We start from the raw sequence: 23,071 nt of genomic DNA on the forward strand, positions 1-23,071 counted from the left end.
AAATCACTTTACTAATGTTGTCGCTTTCAGACACAAGTATACACGTTTAAATGATTAATGCAAGATTAAAGATTGACTATTTACTGTTAAAAAGTCACTTAATGTAAACGCTGTCAAATATTTAAACAAGGAATTTTTGTAAAACAAAAAGGAGCGGTGAACTCCTATTTATATTTACTCAAAGTATTGAAATTATTTGAAATATTTTTTAATCGTTTCCACCGCTTTATCTTCAATAATTTTATTTCCATATTCTTCAAGTATATATGTGCTAAGAATTGATGGATTACCGTACTCGGATAAAAATGCTGCAATTTTTTCCACTATAGAAGTATCAATGTTATTCATATTTAGATAATATCGATCGTTATAAGAATATAAACTGCCGCCCCTTACGTTTAGTGCAAACAGCCTATGCGACAGCGCGATAATATCTTCTAAACTTTCGAATTGATACAGCAGGTTTTCAAAACCATCAACCCTTACTTGCATCTCTACAAAGCCATCAAATAAGACTTCTTCGTCCTCAATATTATCGTCAACTGTTATAATCATAATCATTCCTTGAGCTTGTAAAGAGAAAATTTCAACTGCAACAGAACCCTGTATCTCAACATCAAATTCTTCACTTGCCTCCTCCAGCATGTCGTGGAAAAGTTGATGCCATTTTATAGAATCCTTCCAAATATCATCCTTGGAAAGTCCCCTTTCCAATAAATCATCAGAGGTTAAGAAAATTTTTATCTTATTAACCGTTAAGCGTTCTAAGCGCATGCTCTTTTTCCCCCTGCCGTGACATAACTCTTATCCCTAGTGTATGTCGGCGGCTTAGGTTGGTGCTTTGTCTATAATACCATCTGCTGCATCAGCCATATATCCCATTGATCAATGGTTTGTCCGAAAATAAAGGATGAGTATTGTTCTTTATCGGAAGATTTCATCGTATTTATAGCCTGTCCTACAAGTCCAATGGTAATATCCTGATATTTTATTGATAGATGCTTTACCAGTAAAAGTGCTTCTTTTAGTTCTTCCCGGACTTCACAGCAAATGATGACCAAATCAGGATGGATCATGTCTATTATTTGATCATTCTCCACATCTGAACTATATTTGCCTGTATTTATTACTTGGATACCTCTTTTTTTTAAATAAAAAATAAACATTAGCAGTTCAATATTATCCTCATCTTCCTGCCAGTGGATACATAAGGCTTTTATCTGACGAGCAGGAGAAGGTAAACCGTGAATAATGATTGTAATCCTGGCTTTTATGAGCGCTAAGGAAAAATACTTCTGTGCCGATATAATTTTCCCCGTACGGTAAGAATCTTCAATTCTCTTTAGTATCTGAGTAAAAATATCAATGATAACCTTTTCCATTGAAAAGATACAAAACATTGTATTAATAATATCGTTTATCCTCTCGTACTCAAAGTGGATTAGGGCTTCATATAGCGAGTCTGCTAAATCGATTACGGGACTTTCCTGCTTCAGCTTTATTTCCTCCAAATTCATTGGAAACTGATTTTGCCCCATTAAAGAGACAGCCTGACTGATGGTAAATCCCTGATTAACCTTCTGTATTAACCACTTTAGTATTTTGATATGCGCTTCAGTATATAATCGATGTCCTGCCTCATTTCTAACTGGAGCAATCATTTGGTATCTTCTTTCCCATGCTCTTAACGTTCCTGGCTGTATTCCCAGCATTAGAGCAGCTGCTTTAATATTATATTTACCTTCTTGGTCTGACATCCTAATTCCTCCGATAGTTAACAAAATTCTTTTTAAAAATTAACTACCCTTTTTTATCGTAATTAGATGACACTGTGCAGGTGCACCAAGTCTTAGCGGAACCCCTGTAGTACCGTACCCATTACTAATTAATAATGTTGTATGTTCTAATTTTTCGACTTTCCCTTTTTTAAATGGACTGTAACCTAAAATATGTATTTGTCCTCCATGTGTATGACCACTCAACACAAGACGAATATTATGTTCGGGCAATATCTTATCCGTTATATCTGGGTAGTGACTTGCCAATATTTTAAAACTTTTATCCTCCGCATCCAGCAAAGCCAAATCTAATCTGTCTCGACCTTGACCTACTTCATCCACACCAAGCAAAGATAATTTGTCTCCACTTTTTGATTCAAAGATCGCAGCTGTATTATCTAAAACTTTTATTCCATAATCTAAAAGAATGGCGTCCAATTTACGAAAGTCCGTTTCATAATCATTATTGCCCCAAACAAAATATACTGGGCCTGCCTGTTTTAATTTCTCGAGATTTTTCTTAACCCGTTCAAAAGGCACCTTCTTTTCGGTTAAATCCCCTCCAATGATTACAATATCCGTTTTTCCTTTAACTGCCGTGATAATTTCATCATTAATAATTCTCTTATGTATATCAGAAATAAAAAAAATTGACACCGACCCGAACGACTCGGGGAAATCTTCAAAGGTCATTTCATGAAGTACCACGTTATTTAATGTGGCCTCTTTCACCATATACACGATTAAAGCTATTCCCAAAATTAACAGTAAAACAAAAATAATAATCATCCATTTCCCCTTTTTCTTATTAAATATTCTACGAAAATCATACCATAAAGAAAACGAAAACTAAAAAGAACTAAAGCTTACTCCGTTTTTTCTTTTCATCCTTTAATGTCAGTCTGAGAATCTCTTGTAATAGTTGTAGACTTACGAATAACCCGAAGAAAAAAGCAAATGAAGCTGCAAAAAATTCCAATGGATATAAAATTGGTCCGACCCAAATATCAGAAAAATGAAATGGAAAAGTGATTGGAAACCATTCAATAAATAAATATACACACAGAAAAATAAAAGATACTCTCCAGATTATCCTAAACACAAAAATCCCTCCCATACAATGTATGAGAAGGGATCTCAATTCTTTCCATTTTGATTTCCTAGTCTTCCTGGATACTTAAAATACGGAAGCCTTGCTCTTCCAGCTTCTTTGTAAACCGATCAATATTATCATTCTTTTCAACCTTCATAACAATTCTTCGAACTAATTTATCAGTCTCATCAAACGTTACAAGTGAAATGATATGTTCATGGAAGTGATGGGCAATTTCAGAAAGGCGGGCAATTCGGCCTTCTGTTTCTACCGATGTAAAGGCAATCCTTACCCCAGGACGATTTACACCGAAAGCGCTCTGAAAAGTGGAGAGTACATCTGAACGTGTCACAACCCCTAGGAATTTACGATTTTGATCAACGACAGCCAATAATGGAAAGTCTTTTAAATCAAGGAGTGTCTTTTCAAAAACTTCTTCGCCCAACAGGAACTTTTCTTGATGTGTAGCGATTTCTTTTACAGTAACGCTGCTTAAATATTCATCCTTCTGCTTTCCTGATAAAAAGTAGTTTTCATAAATATTGTAACGTGTAACGACTCCTAAATACTTTTCCCCTTGTAAGACGGGTACACCATCAATCTGATTGGTCTCTAATTGTTCTAACGCAGCACCCAATGTCGTATCTTCCTGTACCGTCACACATGCATGATTTGGAATCATCATATTTTTTACAAACACTTACCATCACCTCTATGGAAATATCCTACATTCCTATTATACTTCAACAAAACATTGAAATATCCTTTTTATTTCAAGATTAAGTCATCAAACTGTATAAACTTCCATATTTATTAATGATGTTTACTAAGGGAGGGAGACAATGTTTACTCTTTATAAAACATATTGTCCAATCGTTAGTCCGTTTGACCCCTGTAAGCCGATTCTAGAAAAAACGTATTCTACTCCACCAAATCTATATATCGGATTTCAACCGCCAAACCTTCCACAATTTACACCACATGAAGCACTAAGAGCAGGAACACTCTGGAAACCATTTTACGACCCCTATTACAACCCATTTGAGAAAGCTAAAGGGGGGCTTCCACGATGAAACAAATCCCACCAGAATATTATCAAATAATGGAACAGCTACAAGCCGTTGATTTTGTTTTAGTTGAACTAACATTGTATCTAGATACACATCCTGATGACCTGGAAGCTATTAGGCAATTTAATCATTATGTAAAAGAAAGAAAGACCATCAAAAAAGCATTTGAAAGTCAATTTGGTCCACTAATGCAATATGGGCATAGCTACTCTGGACATCCATGGAATTGGAATGAGCCACCTTGGCCTTGGCAGGTTTAAAAGAGGAAGCAGCTTGTTTAGTCGCTGAAGCTAGAAGGTTAGCTAATTTTATAAACTAAGGGAGGGAATAGTGTAAATGTGGATATATGAAAAAAAGCTTCAATATCCGGTGCGTGTAAGTACTTGTAATCCAACATTAGCGAAATATTTGGTTGAGCAATATGGCGGGGCCGATGGCGAGCTTTCAGCTGCATTACGATATTTAAATCAAAGATATTCCATACCTGATAAAGTAATTGGATTATTAACGGATATTGGTACAGAGGAATTTGCACATCTTGAAATGATTGCCACAATGATATATAAACTTACAAAGGATGCAACACCAGAAATGATGAAAGCAGCCGGTTTAGGAGATCATTATGCCATTCATGATAATGCTCTATATTATGAAAATTCCTCAGGGGTTCCATGGACAGCTGCTTATATACAAGCAAAAGGTGATCCCATTGCCGACCTCTACGAAGATATTGCAGCTGAAGAAAAGGCAAGAGCTACTTATCAATGGATTATTAATCTGAGCGATGACCCAGATTTAAATGATGGGTTACGGTTCCTTCGTGAACGCGAAATTATTCATTCACAACGTTTCATGGAAGCAGTAGAAATATTAAAAGAGGAACAAGGAAAGAAGAAGTTTTTTTAAAATCGGCCGAAAGAAGCAGTTTAAGGCTGCTTCTTATTTTTTTTCGTGATAAAGATTAATGTCATAGTTTTTTTTCATTACCTCAAAATCAAGATGGCGATTTTTCCAATGCTCTTCTTTTTTCCAAAGATCCTTGCTGCGATTTACTATTTCGCACCTTAATTCCTGATATTCTTTCTCCTTTTTATCTTTCTGCTGTCTTAGAACATTCATTGCTCCATATAGGATTACTGTAATTGCCAATAAACCGATATTCATGGCATCACTAACAGAAGCTGAGAACATTGCAAAGAAAGAATAGGAGTATTGTTTGGCAATCATAAAATAGAAATAACTAAAAAACAGAAAGGCAAAAAGCAGCATAGAATAGATCGTTAAATAATGCCATCTTTTGGCTGCATCAAACTTAATTTTCCTTTTACGTACGTTTTCGAGCATTTGTTTTGTTGCTTCATCAGTGTGCTCGAGTGAACGAATTGGTTTATCCATACTATTAACCACCTCAGTACCATAGATATGAACTTGTCCGATAAATTATGAAAAATAACATAAAAAACCGATCAAAATATTGATCGGCTAGTTTTTTAGTGGAATTTTTAATACCTGACCCAAATATATTTCATTCCCTGAAAGATTATTGGCTTTGCGGATGATATCTTCTCCAGCTTTTGAATGATAATATTTTAAGGAGATACGATAAAGATTTTCTCCTGTTTTAACTTTATGATAAATCACTTGAGGTGCAGGTTCAGCATTTTTATCAGTGCCTTGTCCGGCAATGGCAGTAGGTTTAGAAGCTGGGCTTTCAATTGGGGTATCCTGGATGACAGGCTTTTGAACTTCAATTGCCTCAAGATTCTCCTCTGCTGGAGTATCTACTTTTTCCTCTTCTTTGGTTTCAATGGTACTTTCCGTTTCAGTTTTTTCAAAGTTAATGACTTCATATCCAGAAGTGTCACCGTTGACTTTTTCAGCCTTGTTGCCTTTTTCCTCCTCAAGATACGAATATGCACTAAAAATAACGATAGGAAGAAGAATAAAAAATAATACCAAGATTCGAATAATCGGATACTTTATTTTTAATTTCGTTTTCTTTCTTTTTTCTCTATGAATTTGCTCTCTAGGAGGCAATTGATCACGAACCTCGGTTTGTTCTTCATTAATTTTTTCAATTCGGCGTTTTAGCCGTTCCGCCTGGCTTCTAAAAGGTTCTTCTTTATTCATGAAGCAGCCCCCTCCTGTTCATCGGCATCTATGGTGTATTTATACTTAATATAAAGCCCCAATAAAAAATCAATTGTAAAATGCATGATAATTGTAATGGCTAAATTGTTACTCCATTCATATACGGAGCCGATAATAAAACTTAGAATGACAATATTAGAAAATAAAAACCAATTAAAAAGGTATCGATAATGTATAATGGCAAAAATAATACTTGCTAGAACTAATCCAAGCTTTGTTTGGATGATACCACGGAAAAGTAATTCTTCACTGAATGCTACAAATGCTGCAATCCAAGCTATGTGAATAACACTTCTATTTTTAAATATTCTTACGTTTAAACCTCCATCGTCATAAAAAGACTTCGGCAACACCTTCATTAAGATAATATCAATAATGACTACAGCTGTACCGGCTGGAACGCCAATCAACCATATTCTTACATCATAAATGTCAATTGTGTTCAAATATGAAAAATGATCGAATAAAAGAATGCCTAAGATAAAAGTAATCGCAAGCAGTATGATTTGCGTCATATATAAATGAGAGAGCAGCTCTCTGTCAGTTAAACCTTTTATTAGTTCTTTATATTTATTTTTCATTTACTCAACCCGCGATTTAGTAGAATATTTGCTAAATAATCCTTCCATTTTTCTTCATGAACAGAATTACTTTGAGTACCTATTTCTGCTTGGTATTGTTCTAATTCAATTCCACAAACGTCACAGCAATTCGCTTTATTCCCCTTGCCAGGCTCTTCTTCAAAATACTCCAGAATTAAATCGCGCCTGCACGATGTCGATTTGACCCACTTTTTTAAATAATAAATACTGTCTTTCTTAACCCGTAATCTGTCATTAACGAAATCCTTCAAGCTCTGTTTTGCTTGGTTTATATTGGTGAAATCATGGGACTTAATGAAGTCTTCAATAATCCGCCATTGAATCTCAGAGAAACCTCCGACGTCTCTTAAATGCTGATTCATTTCAAGGAAATGGTCGTCCAGTTTTTCTACCTTTGGAAAATATGAAAATAACCAGTCAATTTGCAACTCAGACGGTAATTCACTTTCCGCAAGCTGTACAGGAAGCTGTTCATCTCCAGGAGAATATAAAAAATAAGCAATACTGTCAAGCCCATCGCGTCCTGCTCGACCTATCTCCTGGAGGTATGACTCAATTTGCATTGGCATATGGTAGTGAATAATAAAACGAATATTTTCCTTATTAACACCCATGCCAAAAGCACTTGTTGCACAAATAATATCAAGTTGTCCGTGAATAAATTGTTGTTGTATGATGATTCTTTGTTCTTGGTCCAAGCCCCCATGGTACGCCATGGATCTTGTAATTCCCTTCTCTGCTAATCGCAGAGCCATCTCTTCAGCCGTTTTCTTACTAGAAAAATAAATGATTCCAGGTTTCTGAAGCTGTCCAGCTAATTCTATCAGTCGTGAATGTTTATCGTAATAGTGAGATACCTCTTCAATATAAAAAGCAATATTTGGCCGGTCTATCGTGGATTCAACCTTGGTAAATTTTTGTAAGTTAAGAGATTTAATTATATCCTCTCGTACCTTTTTTGTTGCCGTGGCTGTTAAAGCTAAAGTAAGGGGATCTCCTAATTGTTTCCTATATTCTCCTAACTTCGAATATTCTGGGCGAAAGTCGTAGCCCCATTGTGAAATACAATGTGCCTCATCTACTACAAATAATGAAATCGTAAGAGCCTGCAGCTTGTTCATAATAATGGGTAAGCTTAACATCTCAGGCGAAACGAAAATATATTTGTATTTTTTTAAATTCCGTAATACGTAGCCTCTTCTACCAGGATCAAGAAAAGAATTCAAAGCAATGACTCGTTTCTCGCCAAACTTCATTATTTGTTCTACCTGGTCCTGCATTAGAGATAACAGTGGAGAAACGATTAAGATTTGACCATTGAGACAATACCCCGGAAGTTGGTAGCATAAGGATTTACCAGTACCTGTTGGAAGCATTGCAATCGTGTGGTTCCCAGCAAGAAGAGAAGAAATCACTTCTTTTTGCCCCGTTTTAAAGGTTTTATATCCAAAATACTTATTTAGAAGATTTTCTAATTCCATTGTCTATCACCATACTTTGCAAGAACGAGTCTTATTTGAAAATAGGAAGCTGTTTTTAAGTTATTCCTAATTACCTTAAGCTGCCTTGTAGATTCTCGCCTTGAAATTTCTAATATCCTATGTTGTATGTCTTCATTGACATACGAGTTAATCGAAAAATCTTTTACATTCAAAGCAAACTCTACTAAATGATCTTCAATCGTACTTATTTTTAAATTTCGAATCCGAGAGATTTCCTCAATCGTAAAGCCTTGATTCAAGAGTACCAAGGTTTTATGTGCCGAAAGTGTTAAAGAATCATTTTGAGCTATATTAGCTAGCAGTGATGATAACACTTTAAAACGAGAATGATCATTTTCAACAAAATAAAGTACACAATGGATTGAATTAATAAATTCGAGATGATATTGTATGGAATCAATATTTAATTGTTTCTCAATTTGGGAGGAGGTCCTTCCAATTTGCTTATATCCCGTTAATCTAAAAATCAAAACCTCTGGATTGACATCCCTTGCCTGTTCAAGAATATCCACTAATTCCGAAAAAAGCGATATTCCCAGTTCTCGCTTTGAAACAGGTGTAGACTTTAGAAAATTCTTTAACCAGTTATGAACTTCAACATTTTTTTGTATTGGAATATATTTCGTTTCTTGGAATGTAAAATTTGATATTACTTGTACTAATAACGAAAGTCTTTCCCAAACTAATGAAGTAAAGGGCTGATATCGCCAACCATTCACATAATATGGCTGTGCATAATATACTAAATACTCTTCACCTTTCGAAGTTAGTTGAAATCTTTGTTCCCCACTTGCTTCAACAAGTTCTTTTTCAAGTAAGTGGTAGAAAATTTCCTCGAAAGTTTCACGGGTTAAGGGTTCTAGAATTCGAAAGTACCTCTTTAATGAAAATAAATGGGCATCCTGAAGTGTTTGTGACGATTTTTTTCCATTTAAAAGGTGATAGATGGAGTACATCGTCCGTTCTCCGTTTAATTGTTTTATACAATATAACAAAATGTTTTCAATATTAAACATTCGGCCCCACCACTTTTTGCTCATTATCGACAAAATCACCTAATTTTCTATCCCTTATTCTATCATGAAATTGAGAATCTTGTTGCTAAAAATTGTGGAAGATTAGGGGAATCCATATTCTATAGGCATTTTTCTATTGAAAAGTTAGTCGTAGAGTTTTACAATAGGAATGAGTAATGCGTTTCCATAATATATGGAAGGTAGTAAGTTATTTTATTGGGAGGTTTTTTTTTCATGGCAAAGTATACGATTGTTGACAAAGAAACTTGCATTGCATGCGGAGCATGCGGCGCAGCAGCACCAGACATTTATGATTATGATGATGAGGGTATTGCATTTGTAACTCTTGATGATAATGAGGGTATTGTTGAAATCCCTGATGTTTTAATTGATGACATGATGGATGCTTTTGAAGGCTGTCCAACAGATTCAATTAAAGTTGCTGAAGAACCGTTTGACGGCAACCCAACTAAATTCGAATAATATTTTGTCATTAAAATATTGTTAAGCTGCTGCCTCCGCCAACTTAGGCGGAGGTTATTTATTTTAATAAAAGAAACCAGGCGAACGCCTGGTTTCTTTGGTTTAAGCACTTTTTACAATTGTTAATTTATTAATCCAAGACTGCATTCTAATAAATAACAGCATAAATATGGATGACATCATTATGCCTTTAATTATATTAAAAGGTAAGATAGCAGGTACTACTAAATTACGCATGTCTGGGAACTTCAACAGCGATGTATAAGCCGGTAAAATAAACAAATAATTTAAAACGCTCATCATGACTGCCATTATAAGGGTTCCGGCAATTAGTGCCAGTGTCATGCCTTTTCTGGTTTTCATTTTGTTGTAAACATAGTAAGTTGGCAATACAAACAAGATACCAGCTAAAAAATTGGCAATATGGCCAACCGGAATACCTGTTGCACTTCCAGTAGCAACATAGTTAAGTGCATTTTTGAAAAACTCAACCAATATTCCTGCAACAGGTCCAAATAGTAAAGCTGCAATTAATGCTGGGATATCGCTAAAATCAACAAATAAAAAATTGGGAAATGGCGGAAGCGGAAAATTTATCAGCATTAGAAGATATGCGATACTGCTCAGCATTCCAATGGATACAATTGCTTTGACACTCATTTTTTTCTTCATTCTTATCCTCTCTCCTTTTGATCCATCACTTTAGGAAGAGAGGTTCAGCATCGCTAAGGTGCCCTCCAGTAAAATAAAAACCCCCAAGAAAAACATCTTGAGGGAGTTACAAAGGCACGCTTAATAAACGTCCAATATACCATCGTTTTTTGAACGTCGCAGAACCTCCATCTTCTCCCATCCAGACTATACTGTCGGCTTTGGAATCACACCAAATCCTGCCATAAAGGCTCGCGGGCTCAAGAGTTTACTCTAATACCGCCGGTCGGGAATTTCACCCTGCCCCGAAGATAGATCGATATTTAATTTCTTTTTAATTATACTAACAAATATTAGTTTTGAAAAGAAAAACGCTAACCCATATGTGATGGTTAGCGTTTTGTCATTTATTTATGGATAACTAATACTTGCTCTGGCATGATAAGATCTGATTTCAGTTGATTTACTTCTTTAAGCTTTTCAACTGTAAGATTACTTTTCTTTGCAATCGAGGTCAGTGTATCTCCTGCTTGTACAATATATTGGGCTTTATCCCCATTAACATTTGTACTAGCTGCCAGGCTTTCATTAGTACTGGCCATACCACCCTTTACAGCCGCGCCTACACCAGCATTGCCAAGCAGCCTTTCAGGGTCAATTGCATTTTTTTTATCATATGTCCATTCGATTTGATGACTCTCAAAATGGAGATGAACTCCTGTAGATTCGCCCGTTCTCCCCATTGTCCCTATTCTATCACCCTGCTTAACCTCTTGCCCTTCATGTACATGGCGATTATTTAAGTGGGCATAAACGGTAACATAATTATTGGGGTGCTTAATAAAGATTACATTCCCATATGTATTCGAATAATAGGATTTACCTACCATACCATCCGCCGCAGCAACAATAGGCGAATTAAGACCCCCAGCTATATCAATTCCTTTATGTGTTCCATGCCTTGTCCCATATGTATCAGATATGACACCATCCGCGGGCCATATCCATCCAGCTTTTATTTCTCTTGACTCCTGCATACTCGCTTCCGTCTGCTTACCTCCTAGAAATAATAAGCTGACACAAAGCGCCATAATTGCGGCGATTAAAAGCCGCCTTATGTAGTCTCGCATTTAATTTTTTTCCTCCTTAATCTTGTCCTCTTCTCCACAAACCATATGTTTATCCATTCATGTTTAGAACATATTGTTGATGTGAGCGGTTGAACATACTTGTTATAATTTGGAGAGAATTAGGTTTTTATTCATAAAAAAAGATTAACCCTCAGAAAGGTCAATCTTTTTTTACTCTTTTTTATTGAAGTGTACGGTGATTTGGGGCTAATGGAACTTTCATTTCCTTTGTCAAATCAAACGGACCTAAAAGCTTAATAGGAGCATTTAAAATCGTAATTGTATCAATTCCAAACTCCTTAGCTGTTAATAAAATAGCTTCAAAGGAGTGTGTATTCTCTAGGTTATTCTCCATATCTGCATTATCATCCATAGTGATAATTAGTTTATTTTCCCTGACAGTAACATCCTTAAAAGGAAATGAGGGTGCTAGTGAGGCTGCTAAACCCAGCTCCGGTTGACCTGTCTTCATCGCTTCAAAAGCAGCGGTAATGTCTTGATACCTAACGGTCGATGGGACGAGATAGGTAGTTTCCATTCCATCCGGTGTATAGAAGAAGTAGGCATGTTTTTCTTCTGGTTCAACAGTTATTTCTTCCACTACACCAAAATTACCAAATTCTATACCCGGTTGACCATTTGTTGTCAGCATAATTTTATTTACTTGGCTATTCGACGCAAAATTCTTCTTTAATAAGTTGATAAAATTGGTTTCAGATGTAGAACCTTCTCCATAGTTATGATCATTAGGTACATCAACAATGACGGTGTTTTTTGAATTATCTAATGTAAATGTTGCATTTAAAGGATAATAATCTGATAATCCCCATTCCTCTTCCTTTAATAATGCCATATTTTCTGTGAAATAAGTAAGCCAGTTTTTATTACTATCTTTTGGGACAACCGTTGCGACAGGCACTAAAACTTGAGCTTGAGAATCAGGAATCCAGTAGGTAATTACTGTCCCATCGACTACCTCATCTTCATATAGTGCCGTTTTATCGCTGCCTGTCATAAGCATTTTTGATTCAGCACCTGATAATCCTGTTTCATTTTTCATTGAATCTTCTTTTTTCATCTGAATTGATGAGTCTTCTTGCGGGAGACTTATTTGTTCCTCTTGGGACGATTTTTCCTGACCAATACGGTCAAGAGAATATTCCGTTCTATCCAACATTTTAGGTACTAATAAGAAAAATAGGAGTAATGCGGCTGCAGTTGCAATACCTGGTAATATCCATGCAGGCCTTTTTCTCTTTTTAATAGAAAGATTTTGGTATATGTCTCGAGGATTGCGATGGTCATGTATTTTGGGCATTTGCCTTAGTAATTCTTCGAGCTGCTTATCGCTCCACTCTGACTTTTTCACTCTCTAATCCCTCCTTTTCTTGAAATAATTCCATATGCTTCTTTAATACCTTTAAAGCGCGGTGTTGTGTTGTTTTTACTTTACTCTCTGTCCACCCCAAGGTTTCGGCTGTTTCCGTTATCGATAAATCATTTAAAAAACGTAATATGATAACAGAACGTTGGTCAACTGTACAATGATTTAAACATTTATAAATCCATTTAATTTCTTCGTTATGAACCATAATTTCTTCCGGAATTGGGTATTCATCTTTCACTTGGCTGGAGGACCAGTCAAACTTTTCAAGCAATCTGCCTTTCCATCCCTTTTGCTTTCGAAAAGAATCAATTGCAACATTCCGGGCAATAGAAAATAGCCATGTTTTTTCGCTGCTCTTTCCTTCAAAGCGATGATAGGATTTAAACACCCTTATATATACTTCCTGTACTAAATCCTCTGCCTGTTCTTTGTTTCTAACCATATAAAATAAAAATTGAAAAACATCATGATGATATTTTTGATATAGTTCATCGAAAACGGAGTCCATCCATTCCCCTCCCCGTTCATAGAATTAGTCGATACTTATGTACAAAAGGTTTCACTTTTAAATATAGACTTTTTAAGCCAAAAAGTGAAGGCATTCTTATCAACCATAAAAAACAAAAAACCACTCCCTAAAGAATGGATTTTGTGTAAAATATAAAATGTTCCTCGTGAATCAAGAGAAAACGCCATATTTTTCTTATTTTCGTGGAAGTAAGAAGGTAAATGTCGTTCCTTGTCCGATTTTACTCTGAACAGAAATATGCCCTCGATGAGCATCAATGATATTTTTCGCGATAGCGAGTCCCAGCCCAGTACCAGCTCTTCCTCTAGTTCGAGCTTTATCTGCTTTATAAAAACGTTCAAAAACGAATGGTAAGTCCTCTTCTGGTATACCTGAACCAGAATCGGAAACCTCTACTTTAATCCCGAAATCTTCATTTTTCACAAGTAATCGAACAGATCCTCCCTGCGGAGTATGTCTAATCGCGTTATCAATTAAATTGGTTAGCACTTGCTCGATACGATCAGGGTCAAATAAAATATTCGGTATATCATTTTCTAGGTCAGCACTGAGGGAAATATCATTGTCTCTTGCCAGCCCCTGAAATTTATGAATAATTCTATTCATAAACGAAGGCAAATTAACTTGATCAAGTGTTAATTGAATATGCCCTGCTTCCATTCTAGCAAGGTCAAGAAGCTCATTTACAAGCCTGCCCATCCTAAGTGATTCATCATAGATGACTTTAGCCATTTCCTTTTTCTCTTCCTGAGATTCTGCAATATCATCTACAATAGCTTCACTATAGCCCTGTAACATAGAAATCGGTGTTCGAAGCTCATGAGAAACATTTGCTATAAAGTCTTTTCTCATTTTTTCTAATAGCCGTTCCTCTGTCATGTCTCTAAGAACAGCTACTGCTCCACGTATAAACCGGTTACTATACAGAGGGCTGACTAGAATCACCCAATGACGGCCTTGAAGAGAAATTTCTCCTACTTGCTCTTTCTCCGTATCAACAGCTCGTTGAAAAAGTTCCATTGCTTCTGTAGGTATTTCTTCAGAAGTGCTGCCGGGTCCACCTTTTTCATAGTACCAATATTGTAAAAAACGGTCTGCTGGAGGATTGGTTATTAAGATGGTGCCATCACGGTTAAAGGTTATTACGCCATCTGCCATACTACTTAGGATACTAGCTAGCTGCTCTTTTTCCTGACTAAGAGCATTCATATTGAACTTTAACTGCCGCCCCATTTGATTAAAGGCTGTAGCAAGTTCCCCAATTTCGTCATGAGTTAGGATTGGTACTTTCGTATCAAATTTCCCTCTAGCTACTTCAAATGCTGCTTCTCTCATTTTCCTTAATGGTGCTGTAATTCTGGTAGACAAAAAGAAGGCAAAAATAGTTGTTAGGATAATTGCCACACCTGCAACAAGTAATATAAAATTGGTAGTTGAATGGGTAGTTTCTTCAACAACCTCCAATGATTGGTAAATAAAAACAGCACCAATTTTTCCTTCATCCATATGCAGAGGAACACCAATAATTGAATATTTTGCAACGTCTTTATCAGATTCATTAGACGAGAGCTTCGAGACTTTTTCAACTATTCTGTTCTCCTCAAAGACCTTTGACAATTCCACATCATTTCGGATGTCTGGGACGGATAATTTTACTGATTTCTCCGAGTTAGGAGAGAAATAAACTTCCTGGTCATTTTTTATGATGACCACATTTGTAACTTCATCAATAATTTCCCAAGAGATTTCTAACCCTAAAGGGAATTGCTCATCAGGATGATTTTCCAATACATTGGCTATTTTCACAGCCTGATGAGTTAAATCATTTTTGGTTTCCATAATGGTGTTATTCTCAAAGAATTCTAAGAGCATTACTGTTAGGATGAATAGGATAAAGGCAACCAAAAATATGATGGTAAACCAAAGCTTACCAACTACACTTCGTAAAAAGGTCATTCATTCACTACCTCGAATTTGTAACCAACTCCCCAAACTGTTACAATCATTCTTGCTGCCTGCTCAGAAACTTTATTTAATTTTTCACGAAGACGCTTTACGTGTGTGTCAACCGTACGTAAATCTCCGAAAAATTCATAATGCCATACTTCTTTCAGTAATTGTTCTCGGTCAAATACTTTGTCTGGTGCTTTAGCAAGAAAATAGAGTAATTCATATTCTTTAGGAGTTAAACTTACTTCCTTACCATCTGCCAAAACTCTATGCGCGTCATTGTCGATGGTTAAATGCGGGAACACAATAACATCCTTCGTTGTTGTATCGGTTTGGAGATAACTCGTCTGAGATGACCTTCTTAATAGGGCCTTTACGCGTAGCACTACTTCTCTAGGGCTGAACGGTTTTACAATGTAGTCGTCTGTACCCACTTCAAAGCCCTGGACACGGTTTACCTCTTCACCTTTAGCTGTTAACATAATAACAGGCGTGGCCTTCTTTTCCCTTAATTCACGGCAAACCTCTAATCCATCTTTACCAGGCATCATTAAGTCTAAAAGGATGACATCATAATCATTTGCAATCGCTTTCGCTAATGCCTCATTCCCATCTTCTGCTTCATCAATCGAATATTCCTCACGCTCTAAATACATTTTTAATAAACGGCGAATTCTTTCCTCATCATCTACTACTAAAATTTTCACGTCTTTATCCATTAATAATCCCCCCATGCAGTTATTTTACAAAATGTGATTATTTTAATCTATAACTAAACGTAATTGTCTTGGCAAAAAGTGTCGAATTTATGACGAATAAACCTATTTGCCGCGATTAATTCAAAAAATAACCTTTACTTAGAGAAGTAAAGGCTATTAAGTTAAAGTTGATGTTAACCAGCATAAGAGTGTAAACCTGCAATAACTAGGTTTACTGCCACCAAGTTAAACATAATAATGACAAAACCAATTACAGCAAGCCAAGCTGACTTTTCCCCATGCCACCCTTTTGAAAGACGGAGATGTAAAAAGGCTGCATAGAATAACCACGTAATTAACGCCCATACCTCTTTCGGATCCCAGCCCCAGAATCTTGTCCAGGCAATTTGCGCCCAAATCATCGCGAATATTAATGCACCTAAGGTAAATACAGGGAAACCAATAAGGACTGAACGATAGCTAATTTCATCGACAAAATCGAGGTTAATGTTTTTAACTAAAGGCTGCAGTGCAGCAGAGATACGTTTTCTTAGTATTAATCTTAATAAACCATATAGGATAAAGCCACCAATAAATGACCAAATAACAGAATTCATTTTCTTTGCATTTATTAATGGGGGCATTTCAACAAATGGTTCAAATTTCTCTTTTGTTAGGAGTTCCCCTTCATGAGGACCAGTAATTGCTGGCATAGTATATTCAATTGTCGCCGCTTGGTCATTCTTATCAATCCAATTAAATTCTGCTTTATAATCCATAGCAGAGAACAAAGTGGAGACAAGAACAAATCCTAGTGTTGTTACTAATCCAAACATCACCGTTTCAAGCCAAAAGGTTCGTTTACTCGCTTTAGATTGATCAATTACCTTTACTAGGTAAATTAATCCGGCCGCAAAGCTTATTGCTAAAATCGCTTCACCTAAAGCAGCTGTTGTAACGTGGATATGAAGCCAGTCACTTTGCAAAGCAGGTATTAATGGCGAGATATCTCTAGGAAACATGCTTGCATAGGCAATCACGAGTATCGCAACAGGCATTGTAAACAACCCAAGAAGCGGTGTCCGATAAATAAAATAAATTACTATGAATGCCCCAACGAGACACATTCCGAAAAAGGTTGTAAACTCAAATAGATTACTTACAGGTGCATGTCCTGCGGCAATCCATCTTGTAATAAAGTAACCTGCCTGAGAAATAAACCCGACAATTGTTAAAAAAACGGCAATTTTCCCCCAGCGATTTGTACCTTTCTTTTCCCCGATATCTTTCTTAGCCTTGATGGCTCCACCAAAGAAGAGGGTCGCAACTAAATAAAGAATAAATGCAATATAAAGTAAATTACTACTTATTGTTACCAACTAGACTCCCTCCTTATCCGCTTTTTCCCTTTGAATTTGATCAATAGGAATATTAATTTTCGTTTCGGATAACGTACTTTCAATTTCTCTTTTTAGACCATACCAATTTTTATTTGTATGTGCAGCTATCCAAATTTCACCATTTTTATTTTGTACCCAAATTCTGCGATGGTTCCAATATGCGCCTTGAATGACACCAATCATAAAGATAATACCGCCTAAAGCGATAATCCAAATCGTTAAATCTTTACGAACAGTTAAGGCTGTAACATTTTTTGTTTCAATCCCTTTGAAAGCCATTTTGTATTGATTATCACCTAATGGCTCAATGGTTTGCTGAATCGCAACAAAACTAGTTTCCCCATTTGGTGCTTCTGGTGATGTCATTTTGAATACAAAGGCAGGATTATTCGGTATCCTTGATTTAGTGGTTGGCTCCCCATTTTCTGCAAATTCAAAGTCTGGGAAAAAACTCAAAACTTCAACTTGATAACCATTTCCTAGGTCATATTTCGGATTTGGATCATAAAGATTTATCTTTATGTCCCCAAACGTTTTCCCGGTTGCTTTGTTGGTTAATGAGAAAGACATTGTATTTAGTTCATCAAGTTTGTAGTCTACCTGATATAAAGCAAACCTTTCAAATTTCAATGGCTGATTGACTCTAATTTTGTGTTCTTTTACTTTTTCTAATTCTGGCTGTTCCCCTGGGATCGCTGGTCCTACCCTTTTATAAAGGACAGCATTTGTTTGATAATTCTTTACAACCATACCTGCTCGATCAATGGATGCTTCGAAGGTTTTGTCCTTTTCCTTATCATAATTCTCTAGGATAAATTTCTCGTTAGCTACATAGTATTGTCCGTCTGTTTCGGGAACAACCTTGGTTTCACCTTCACGAAGCCATAAGACTTTATCAATGTACATTCCTGGAACAAATCGCAGCATGCCGCCGATTAAGAAAATAATTAACCCCACATGGTTCACATATGGACCCCAGCGAGAAAAACGCCCCTTTTCCGCAAGCAAATCTCCGTTTTCTTCTCTTATATGATAACGTTTAGCCTGTAATCGTTGTTTAACCACTGCAATGTCTTGTTCATCAGCGTTTGGGCTTATTCCAAACAGACGCTGGCGCTTCAAAAACCCTTCGTGCCTAGTTACTCTTTGGGCTTTTAGCGCCTTATACAAAGGCACCACTCTGTCGAGACTACAAATGACTAAAGAAATGCCTATCATAGCAATTAATATTAAATACCACCATGAGCTATACAAATTGTTTAAACCTAACTCATAGTATAATTTCCCAAACCAACCATATTGATCTTCATAATATTCTTCTGCAGGCATAGTAGGTGGTATGTACATTTCCTGTGGCAGAATCGTTCCAGCTGCAGAAGCCACTAAGGTAATGACAATGAGCCATACACCTACCTTAACCGAAGAAAAAAAGTTCCATATTTTATCAACAATGGATTTATTATATGTTTGTGAACGGCGAGCACTGCCTTCATAGCGCATGTCCAGCAGGGTTTTCTCTTGAGATTGTTCATCAAAAACCTTTCCGCATGCCTCACACAATACGGTTCCATGTGGATTAACATGTCCGCATTCACATTTAACCTCTTTCATTGCAAAAAACTCCCTACAAACCCTTAAGGTTTAATTTTCTCCATATACTCCCTTACAGTTGACTCTGTTAATGTTCCAGTATGATATTTAACCACTTTCCCATCCTTGTCAATCAAAAATGTTGCAGGTAGCGGGTTAATTCCATATGCAGCCTGAACTTGTCCGTCTGTATCGATCACAATAGGAAAGTCTAGCTCCTTTCGCTCAGCAAATTGATTTACCGCTAATTCAGACTCACTAACATTAACTGCCAATACTTGAACACCATTGTTTTTGTAATGATTATATTGATTATTAATATAAGGCATTTCCGCTTCACACGGCTTACACCAAGTTCCCCAAAAATTTAAAAATACTCCCTGTCCTTTATAATCAGAAAGTTTATGTTTGTTCCCCTCCATATCAACCAATACAAAATCAGGAGCTTGTTTACCAACTTCCACTTTCATTCTATTATCCTTTGTTAAGTTGGCATAAAGCGTATAGGCAACGGCCGCTGCAAGAATAACTAGAATTGTTGTCCTCATAACTAATCGCCGTTTTTTCATGTTTCTCCCCCCTGAAAGTCTCAATTTCTAAACACAATTGTCTAAATTATATCACTTTCCACTACATATATAGTAAAAACATCTGAATACAATTGTGACAGCTTTATGAATTTTTCTTAGTAGACTCCAATGAAAGTCCTCTTAGGAGCTTGACTTCATGGTGTGTCAGCTCTCTAGCATCCCCGGCGGATAAACCATGCAATGTTAAGAAACCATAGCGCTCTCGTTTCAGCTTCAATACTTCATGCCCAATTGCTTCAAACATTCTACGAACCTGACGATTTCGCCCTTCGTGTATGATGATTTCAACAATTGCCGTTTGTTTCTGTTTATCTACCGAAAGCATTTTAACTTTAGCAGGGGCCGTTTTTCCATCTTCAAGTCGGATACCTCTTTCCAATTTACGAAGATTCTCCTTTGATGGAATACCTTTCGTTTTAGCCACATATGTTTTTTCAATCTCATTCCGTGGGTGCATAAGTAGGTTCGCAAATTCCCCATCATTAGTTAAAAGTAATAATCCCGAAGTGTCATAATCAAGTCTGCCTACCGGAAAAATTCTTTCCTGAATATATGGAAAGAAATCAGTGACGACCTTTCTACCTTTATCATCACTTACACTTGATATAACACCACGAGGTTTGTATAAAAGAAAATAAACAGGTTCCTCCTTCTCAATCTGAATCCCATCAACTTCAACTCTGTCGGAGTTAGTTACTTTTATCCCAACCTCCGTGACAATTTTCCCATTAACTTTTACCTTGCCTGCTTTAATCAATTCTTCAGATTTTCTTCTAGAAGCTATTCCTGCACGTGCCATTACCTTTTGCAATCTTTCCATTATGATCCACCTCAGCTGTTTACCTTTATTTTAAAATACCATGTCTAACACCACAGTTTATAGGAAACAATTTGTTTTTCTTTCCTAATGAATTATGACACAAAATCGACTATTTTCAAAGTAACGGCTTTTTTAAGAAAAAAATAAATAAGCAGACTCCTATTATTTTCATCTTCTCCTAGGAACCTGCTTATTTTATATTAATATATTGAGCAAATTATATTTCTTACTTTGCGCCAAAGACAAATACCACAACAAAAATGGCTGCTATAATCCCTACTACATCGGCCAGAAGCCCCACCTTTAATGCATCTCCCATTTTTTTAATACCTACAGCACCGAAATAAACTGTTAACACATAAAAAGTTGTATCGGTACTTCCCTGCAGAACGGATGCCAGCCTGCCAATAAAAGAATCCGGACCATAAACAGCAATTAAATCACTTGTCATACCAAGTGCTGCAGTTCCAGAAATGGGTCTAATCAGGATGAGGGGAACAATCTCCGCAGGGATGCCAATTGCTTCCATCACCGGTCTAATCCAATTCATTAATGCTTCTAAGGCACCAGAAGCCCTGAAGACAGTTATAGCCACCAACATGCCAACAAGAAATGGAATGATGGAAAAAGCAATTTTGATCCCTTCTTTTCCACCTTCAACAAAACTCTCATATGTCGGAACTTGTTTGAACGTTCCATAGAGAAGGATAATTCCTATTAAAACAGGGATAAAACCAAGGGATATGAGCGAAAGAAATTCCATTCCATTCATCCTTTACGACTTCGTCGATTATAAAAATAACGATCTATCATTACAGCTCCAAGCATAGAAATAATGGTTGCAATTAACGTTGGTACAACAATTTCGGTTGGGGAGGCAGAATTATAGTTCATTCGAATTGCAATGACTGTTGTAGGAATGATAGTAATACTTGCCGTATTTATTGCCAAGAATGTAACCATTGAACGACTGGCTGTATTCTTGCCTCCATTCAAATGTTTTAATTCCTCCATTGCTTTAATTCCAAGCGGCGTGGCTGCATTACCCAAGCCGAACATATTAGCAATCATATTAGATAATATATATCCCATCGCAGGGTGGTTCGTTGGCACATCCGGAAATAATCTTTTTACAAGCGGACGAAACAATTTTGATAACAATTCAAGTAACCCTGATTCCTGGGCAATACGCATCATTCCCAGCCAAAAAACAAGAATGCTGATTAAGCCCATACAAAGGGTTACTGCCTCCTTTGCCCCATCAAATATTGCCTTATTTACTTCTTCCATCGTTCCGTTAATCATTGCAAAAACAAAACCAACAATCGTCATAAATACCCAAATATAATTAACCATTTAGTTTCACGCCAATAACTGAAAGAAATATACTTTTTATCGAATCAAACAGTCCCTTTTTCTTCTCAGGACCTCCTTGATAATAAATAGGTGTTTCTCTAACCATCTTTCCATCCAGGAAAACCTGGGCTTTACCAACAGCCTCCCCGTTATGGTTCGAGTCCCCCCAATCTTTTCCAGGCTTATTTAATTTATATTTTATGGAGAACAAGTCCATTTCCTCACTTTTGGCAGGGTAAACAACCGTGTTTTTTAAATATAGATGTTTTTGATAAAACTTATTTGTTTTTATTTCTATCTTTCCTTTTGACAAAACTTCCGCCATATCGTAGGTTTTAAAACCATTTTCATACATAGAAATGTGATCATTCCAATCGTCTGGTGCATTCAATGTAACCGCAATTAAATTCATGTCCCCTTTGGTTGCTGTTGTAACTAGGGTTCTTTTTGCTCGTTTTGTATACCCAGTTTTTCCGCCAGTCGTATATTTGTACTTTGTAAGTAAGCGGTTCTTATTTTTCCACTGACGGTCCCAATTTTCGGTAGGATTTGGTGCTTTATACGTTTTTGTCCCAGCAATTTTTTGGTAAGTCTTATTTTGCATAGCATACTGTGTTAATAGAGCCATGTCATAGGCAGTTGAATAGTGGTCTTCGTGGTCGTCCAAACCGTGTGGATTAGAAAAATGAGTATTTAACATACCAATTTCGCTTGCCTTTTGGTTCATTAAATATACAAATCCATCCATACTCCCCCCGACATGTTCAGCTATAGCAACAGCTGTGTCATTTCCTGACCTTAGCATAAGTCCATAAACTAAATGCTCCAGTTTAATCTTTTCTCCCGGCTTTAAGTACACTGACGATCCCTCAGCGCGGGTAGCTTGTTCACTTACTTTCACTATTTCATTCATTTTTCCCGATTCAATTGCAAGAATTGCCGTCATTATTTTTGTAATACTAGCAATCCTTCGTTTTGTATGGGCATCTTTCTCAAATAGGACACGCCCTGATTCTTGCTCCATTAGAACTGCACCACGTGCACTTACGGAAACGGAAGCATCCACCTTTTGAGGAATGTTTGTAATGAATAGTGAGAACATGAGGGCAAAAATGACTAGCTTCCAAATCATTCTCATAAGTTTACCTCGTCCCCTTCGTTAACATTTCTAGCCATGCTACTATCTAGCTTTCTAAAATTTTATGCAGGACAAGGCTTGATATGACTATTTGTCCTAAAAAATGAAAAGGCAATCGACTTTCGCCGGTTGCCTTT

General features: G+C 36.5%; 27 protein-coding genes and 1 riboswitch. Of the genes, 4 read left to right on the plus strand and 23 right to left on the minus strand.

Features of this window, described 5'->3' with window-relative positions; all coding sequences use genetic code 11:
• Positions 1 to 192: 192 nt before the first annotated feature.
• The 5 genes from QNH29_RS21355 to QNH29_RS21375 all read right to left on the minus strand — a co-directional run bounded on the left by QNH29_RS21355 (position 193) and on the right by QNH29_RS21375 (position 3,571).
• A complete protein-coding gene (locus QNH29_RS21355; RefSeq protein ID WP_283861325.1) occupies positions 193 to 774 on the minus strand; it encodes a genetic competence negative regulator in 582 nt (193 codons plus the stop codon).
• Between the two features lie 71 nt (positions 775 to 845).
• A complete protein-coding gene (locus QNH29_RS21360; RefSeq protein ID WP_283861326.1) occupies positions 846 to 1,757 on the minus strand; it encodes a MerR family transcriptional regulator in 912 nt (303 codons plus the stop codon).
• A 39-nt stretch (positions 1,758 to 1,796) separates the two neighbouring features.
• Entirely contained in the window at positions 1,797 to 2,567 is a 771-nt protein-coding gene (locus tag QNH29_RS21365; RefSeq protein ID WP_283861327.1) for a metallophosphoesterase, read from the minus strand.
• A 70-nt stretch (positions 2,568 to 2,637) separates the two neighbouring features.
• Positions 2,638 to 2,880 (minus strand): hypothetical protein, encoded by a 243-nt coding sequence (locus tag QNH29_RS21370; RefSeq protein WP_283861328.1) that lies wholly within the window; start codon positions 2,878 to 2,880, stop codon positions 2,638 to 2,640.
• Between the two features lie 58 nt (positions 2,881 to 2,938).
• Positions 2,939 to 3,571, minus strand: a complete 633-nt coding sequence (locus tag QNH29_RS21375) for a CBS domain-containing protein (protein WP_283861329.1) — start codon at positions 3,569 to 3,571, stop codon at positions 2,939 to 2,941.
• A 142-nt stretch (positions 3,572 to 3,713) separates the two neighbouring features.
• Here QNH29_RS21375 and QNH29_RS21380 point away from each other — a divergent pair, with 142 nt between their 5' ends.
• The 3 genes from QNH29_RS21380 (at position 3,714) to QNH29_RS21390 (ending at position 4,847) form a co-directional block, all read left to right on the plus strand.
• On the plus strand, positions 3,714 to 3,944 hold the full coding sequence (locus tag QNH29_RS21380) for a spore coat associated protein CotJA (RefSeq protein ID WP_283861330.1): 231 nt from the start codon (positions 3,714 to 3,716) through the stop codon (positions 3,942 to 3,944).
• Complete coding sequence (locus QNH29_RS21385; RefSeq protein ID WP_283861331.1) at positions 3,941 to 4,201, plus strand: spore coat protein CotJB; 261 nt, start codon at positions 3,941 to 3,943, stop codon at positions 4,199 to 4,201. The genes QNH29_RS21380 and QNH29_RS21385 overlap by 4 nt, the downstream gene beginning before the upstream one ends.
• A gap of 76 nt (positions 4,202 to 4,277) precedes the next feature.
• Entirely contained in the window at positions 4,278 to 4,847 is a 570-nt protein-coding gene (locus QNH29_RS21390) for a manganese catalase family protein (RefSeq protein ID WP_283861332.1), read from the plus strand.
• Between the two features lie 33 nt (positions 4,848 to 4,880).
• Here QNH29_RS21390 and QNH29_RS21395 read toward each other — a convergent pair whose 3' ends face one another.
• The 5 genes from QNH29_RS21395 to QNH29_RS21415 form a co-directional block, all read right to left on the minus strand.
• Positions 4,881 to 5,336: a DUF2663 family protein gene (locus tag QNH29_RS21395; protein WP_283861333.1), complete on the minus strand. Its 456-nt coding sequence runs from the start codon at positions 5,334 to 5,336 to the stop codon at positions 4,881 to 4,883.
• A gap of 87 nt (positions 5,337 to 5,423) precedes the next feature.
• Complete coding sequence (locus tag QNH29_RS21400; protein WP_283861334.1) at positions 5,424 to 6,071, minus strand: LysM peptidoglycan-binding domain-containing protein; 648 nt, start codon at positions 6,069 to 6,071, stop codon at positions 5,424 to 5,426.
• Positions 6,068 to 6,673 (minus strand): CPBP family intramembrane glutamic endopeptidase, encoded by a 606-nt coding sequence (locus QNH29_RS21405; RefSeq protein ID WP_283861335.1) that lies wholly within the window; start codon positions 6,671 to 6,673, stop codon positions 6,068 to 6,070. Before QNH29_RS21405 ends, QNH29_RS21400 begins: the two co-directional genes overlap by 4 nt.
• Entirely contained in the window at positions 6,670 to 8,175 is a 1,506-nt protein-coding gene (locus tag QNH29_RS21410; protein ID WP_283861336.1) for a RecQ family ATP-dependent DNA helicase, read from the minus strand. The genes QNH29_RS21405 and QNH29_RS21410 overlap by 4 nt, the downstream gene beginning before the upstream one ends.
• The gene (locus tag QNH29_RS21415; RefSeq protein WP_283861337.1) at positions 8,166 to 9,212 is read right to left on the minus strand and encodes a YpbB family protein; all 1,047 of its coding nucleotides are present in this window, start codon (positions 9,210 to 9,212) and stop codon (positions 8,166 to 8,168) included. The genes QNH29_RS21410 and QNH29_RS21415 overlap by 10 nt, the downstream gene beginning before the upstream one ends.
• Positions 9,213 to 9,446: 234 nt before the next feature.
• Between QNH29_RS21415 and QNH29_RS21420 the strand changes: the two genes are divergently transcribed.
• A complete protein-coding gene (locus QNH29_RS21420) occupies positions 9,447 to 9,695 on the plus strand; it encodes a ferredoxin (protein ID WP_026573327.1) in 249 nt (82 codons plus the stop codon).
• Between the two features lie 102 nt (positions 9,696 to 9,797).
• On the opposite strand, the gene QNH29_RS21425 is transcribed toward QNH29_RS21420, so the two are convergent.
• The 13 genes from QNH29_RS21425 to QNH29_RS21485 form a co-directional block, all read right to left on the minus strand.
• The gene (locus tag QNH29_RS21425; protein ID WP_283861338.1) at positions 9,798 to 10,367 is read right to left on the minus strand and encodes an ECF transporter S component; all 570 of its coding nucleotides are present in this window, start codon (positions 10,365 to 10,367) and stop codon (positions 9,798 to 9,800) included.
• A 165-nt stretch (positions 10,368 to 10,532) separates the two neighbouring features.
• Positions 10,533 to 10,663: riboswitch (FMN riboswitch) on the minus strand.
• A gap of 90 nt (positions 10,664 to 10,753) precedes the next feature.
• Entirely contained in the window at positions 10,754 to 11,476 is a 723-nt protein-coding gene (locus tag QNH29_RS21430; RefSeq protein WP_283861339.1) for a peptidoglycan DD-metalloendopeptidase family protein, read from the minus strand.
• A 181-nt stretch (positions 11,477 to 11,657) separates the two neighbouring features.
• The gene (locus tag QNH29_RS21435) at positions 11,658 to 12,845 is read right to left on the minus strand and encodes a hypothetical protein (RefSeq protein WP_283861340.1); all 1,188 of its coding nucleotides are present in this window, start codon (positions 12,843 to 12,845) and stop codon (positions 11,658 to 11,660) included.
• On the minus strand, positions 12,820 to 13,371 hold the full coding sequence (sigX, locus tag QNH29_RS21440; protein WP_283861341.1) for an RNA polymerase sigma factor SigX: 552 nt from the start codon (positions 13,369 to 13,371) through the stop codon (positions 12,820 to 12,822). The genes QNH29_RS21435 and sigX overlap by 26 nt, the downstream gene beginning before the upstream one ends.
• A gap of 195 nt (positions 13,372 to 13,566) precedes the next feature.
• On the minus strand, positions 13,567 to 15,348 hold the full coding sequence (locus QNH29_RS21445) for an ATP-binding protein (protein ID WP_283861342.1): 1,782 nt from the start codon (positions 15,346 to 15,348) through the stop codon (positions 13,567 to 13,569).
• Positions 15,345 to 16,061, minus strand: coding sequence for a response regulator transcription factor (locus tag QNH29_RS21450; protein WP_034677293.1), 717 nt, complete (start codon positions 16,059 to 16,061; stop codon positions 15,345 to 15,347). Before QNH29_RS21450 ends, QNH29_RS21445 begins: the two co-directional genes overlap by 4 nt.
• A 173-nt stretch (positions 16,062 to 16,234) precedes the next feature.
• Positions 16,235 to 17,419: a c-type cytochrome biogenesis protein CcsB gene (gene ccsB / locus QNH29_RS21455; protein WP_283861343.1), complete on the minus strand. Its 1,185-nt coding sequence runs from the start codon at positions 17,417 to 17,419 to the stop codon at positions 16,235 to 16,237.
• Positions 17,420 to 19,051 (minus strand): cytochrome c biogenesis protein ResB, encoded by a 1,632-nt coding sequence (gene resB / locus QNH29_RS21460; protein WP_283861344.1) that lies wholly within the window; start codon positions 19,049 to 19,051, stop codon positions 17,420 to 17,422. It lies immediately after the preceding gene.
• Between the two features lie 23 nt (positions 19,052 to 19,074).
• Positions 19,075 to 19,599: a thiol-disulfide oxidoreductase ResA gene (gene resA, locus QNH29_RS21465; protein WP_283861345.1), complete on the minus strand. Its 525-nt coding sequence runs from the start codon at positions 19,597 to 19,599 to the stop codon at positions 19,075 to 19,077.
• A 103-nt stretch (positions 19,600 to 19,702) separates the two neighbouring features.
• Complete coding sequence (gene rluB, locus QNH29_RS21470; RefSeq protein WP_283861346.1) at positions 19,703 to 20,440, minus strand: 23S rRNA pseudouridine(2605) synthase RluB; 738 nt, start codon at positions 20,438 to 20,440, stop codon at positions 19,703 to 19,705.
• 226 nt (positions 20,441 to 20,666) lie between these two features.
• Entirely contained in the window at positions 20,667 to 21,203 is a 537-nt protein-coding gene (locus QNH29_RS21475) for a spore maturation protein (RefSeq protein ID WP_283861347.1), read from the minus strand.
• 5 nt (positions 21,204 to 21,208) lie between these two features.
• Positions 21,209 to 21,796: a nucleoside recognition domain-containing protein gene (locus QNH29_RS21480; protein WP_283861348.1), complete on the minus strand. Its 588-nt coding sequence runs from the start codon at positions 21,794 to 21,796 to the stop codon at positions 21,209 to 21,211.
• Complete coding sequence (locus QNH29_RS21485) at positions 21,789 to 22,934, minus strand: D-alanyl-D-alanine carboxypeptidase family protein (protein ID WP_481858749.1); 1,146 nt, start codon at positions 22,932 to 22,934, stop codon at positions 21,789 to 21,791. Before QNH29_RS21485 ends, QNH29_RS21480 begins: the two co-directional genes overlap by 8 nt.
• Between the last annotated feature and the right edge of the window lie 137 nt (positions 22,935 to 23,071).

It is taken from the genome of Neobacillus sp. DY30 (genome assembly GCF_030123065.1).
Classification (GTDB): domain Bacteria; phylum Bacillota; class Bacilli; order Bacillales; family Cytobacillaceae; genus Neobacillus.

What these genes read in the sequence shown, in the direction of transcription:
- QNH29_RS21355 (WP_283861325.1), bottom strand. Translation starts at nt 774, where the DNA reads ATGCGCTTAGAACGCTTAACGGTTAATAAGATAAAAATTTTCTTAACC.
- QNH29_RS21425 (WP_283861338.1), bottom strand. Translation starts at nt 10,367, where the DNA reads ATGAAGAAAAAAATGAGTGTCAAAGCAATTGTATCCATTGGAATGCTG.
- QNH29_RS21405 (WP_283861335.1), bottom strand. Translation starts at nt 6,673, where the DNA reads ATGAAAAATAAATATAAAGAACTAATAAAAGGTTTAACTGACAGAGAG.
- QNH29_RS21385 (WP_283861331.1), top strand. Translation starts at nt 3,941, where the DNA reads ATGAAACAAATCCCACCAGAATATTATCAAATAATGGAACAGCTACAA.
- QNH29_RS21430 (WP_283861339.1), bottom strand. Translation starts at nt 11,476, where the DNA reads ATGCGAGACTACATAAGGCGGCTTTTAATCGCCGCAATTATGGCGCTT.
- QNH29_RS21360 (WP_283861326.1), bottom strand. Translation starts at nt 1,757, where the DNA reads ATGTCAGACCAAGAAGGTAAATATAATATTAAAGCAGCTGCTCTAATG.
- QNH29_RS21395 (WP_283861333.1), bottom strand. Translation starts at nt 5,336, where the DNA reads ATGGATAAACCAATTCGTTCACTCGAGCACACTGATGAAGCAACAAAA.
- resB (WP_283861344.1), bottom strand. Translation starts at nt 19,051, where the DNA reads ATGAAAGAGGTTAAATGTGAATGCGGACATGTTAATCCACATGGAACC.
- QNH29_RS21475 (WP_283861347.1), bottom strand. Translation starts at nt 21,203, where the DNA reads ATGGAATTTCTTTCGCTCATATCCCTTGGTTTTATCCCTGTTTTAATA.
- QNH29_RS21485 (WP_481858749.1), bottom strand. Translation starts at nt 22,934, where the DNA reads ATGAGAATGATTTGGAAGCTAGTCATTTTTGCCCTCATGTTCTCACTA.
- rluB (WP_283861346.1), bottom strand. Translation starts at nt 20,440, where the DNA reads ATGGAAAGATTGCAAAAGGTAATGGCACGTGCAGGAATAGCTTCTAGA.
- QNH29_RS21415 (WP_283861337.1), bottom strand. Translation starts at nt 9,212, where the DNA reads ATGTTTAATATTGAAAACATTTTGTTATATTGTATAAAACAATTAAAC.
- QNH29_RS21365 (WP_283861327.1), bottom strand. Translation starts at nt 2,567, where the DNA reads ATGATTATTATTTTTGTTTTACTGTTAATTTTGGGAATAGCTTTAATC.
- QNH29_RS21410 (WP_283861336.1), bottom strand. Translation starts at nt 8,175, where the DNA reads ATGGAATTAGAAAATCTTCTAAATAAGTATTTTGGATATAAAACCTTT.
- resA (WP_283861345.1), bottom strand. Translation starts at nt 19,599, where the DNA reads ATGAAAAAACGGCGATTAGTTATGAGGACAACAATTCTAGTTATTCTT.
- QNH29_RS21480 (WP_283861348.1), bottom strand. Translation starts at nt 21,796, where the DNA reads ATGGTTAATTATATTTGGGTATTTATGACGATTGTTGGTTTTGTTTTT.
- QNH29_RS21400 (WP_283861334.1), bottom strand. Translation starts at nt 6,071, where the DNA reads ATGAATAAAGAAGAACCTTTTAGAAGCCAGGCGGAACGGCTAAAACGC.
- QNH29_RS21390 (WP_283861332.1), top strand. Translation starts at nt 4,278, where the DNA reads ATGTGGATATATGAAAAAAAGCTTCAATATCCGGTGCGTGTAAGTACT.
- QNH29_RS21420 (WP_026573327.1), top strand. Translation starts at nt 9,447, where the DNA reads ATGGCAAAGTATACGATTGTTGACAAAGAAACTTGCATTGCATGCGGA.
- QNH29_RS21450 (WP_034677293.1), bottom strand. Translation starts at nt 16,061, where the DNA reads ATGGATAAAGACGTGAAAATTTTAGTAGTAGATGATGAGGAAAGAATT.
- sigX (WP_283861341.1), bottom strand. Translation starts at nt 13,371, where the DNA reads ATGGACTCCGTTTTCGATGAACTATATCAAAAATATCATCATGATGTT.
- QNH29_RS21445 (WP_283861342.1), bottom strand. Translation starts at nt 15,348, where the DNA reads ATGACCTTTTTACGAAGTGTAGTTGGTAAGCTTTGGTTTACCATCATA.
- QNH29_RS21380 (WP_283861330.1), top strand. Translation starts at nt 3,714, where the DNA reads ATGTTTACTCTTTATAAAACATATTGTCCAATCGTTAGTCCGTTTGAC.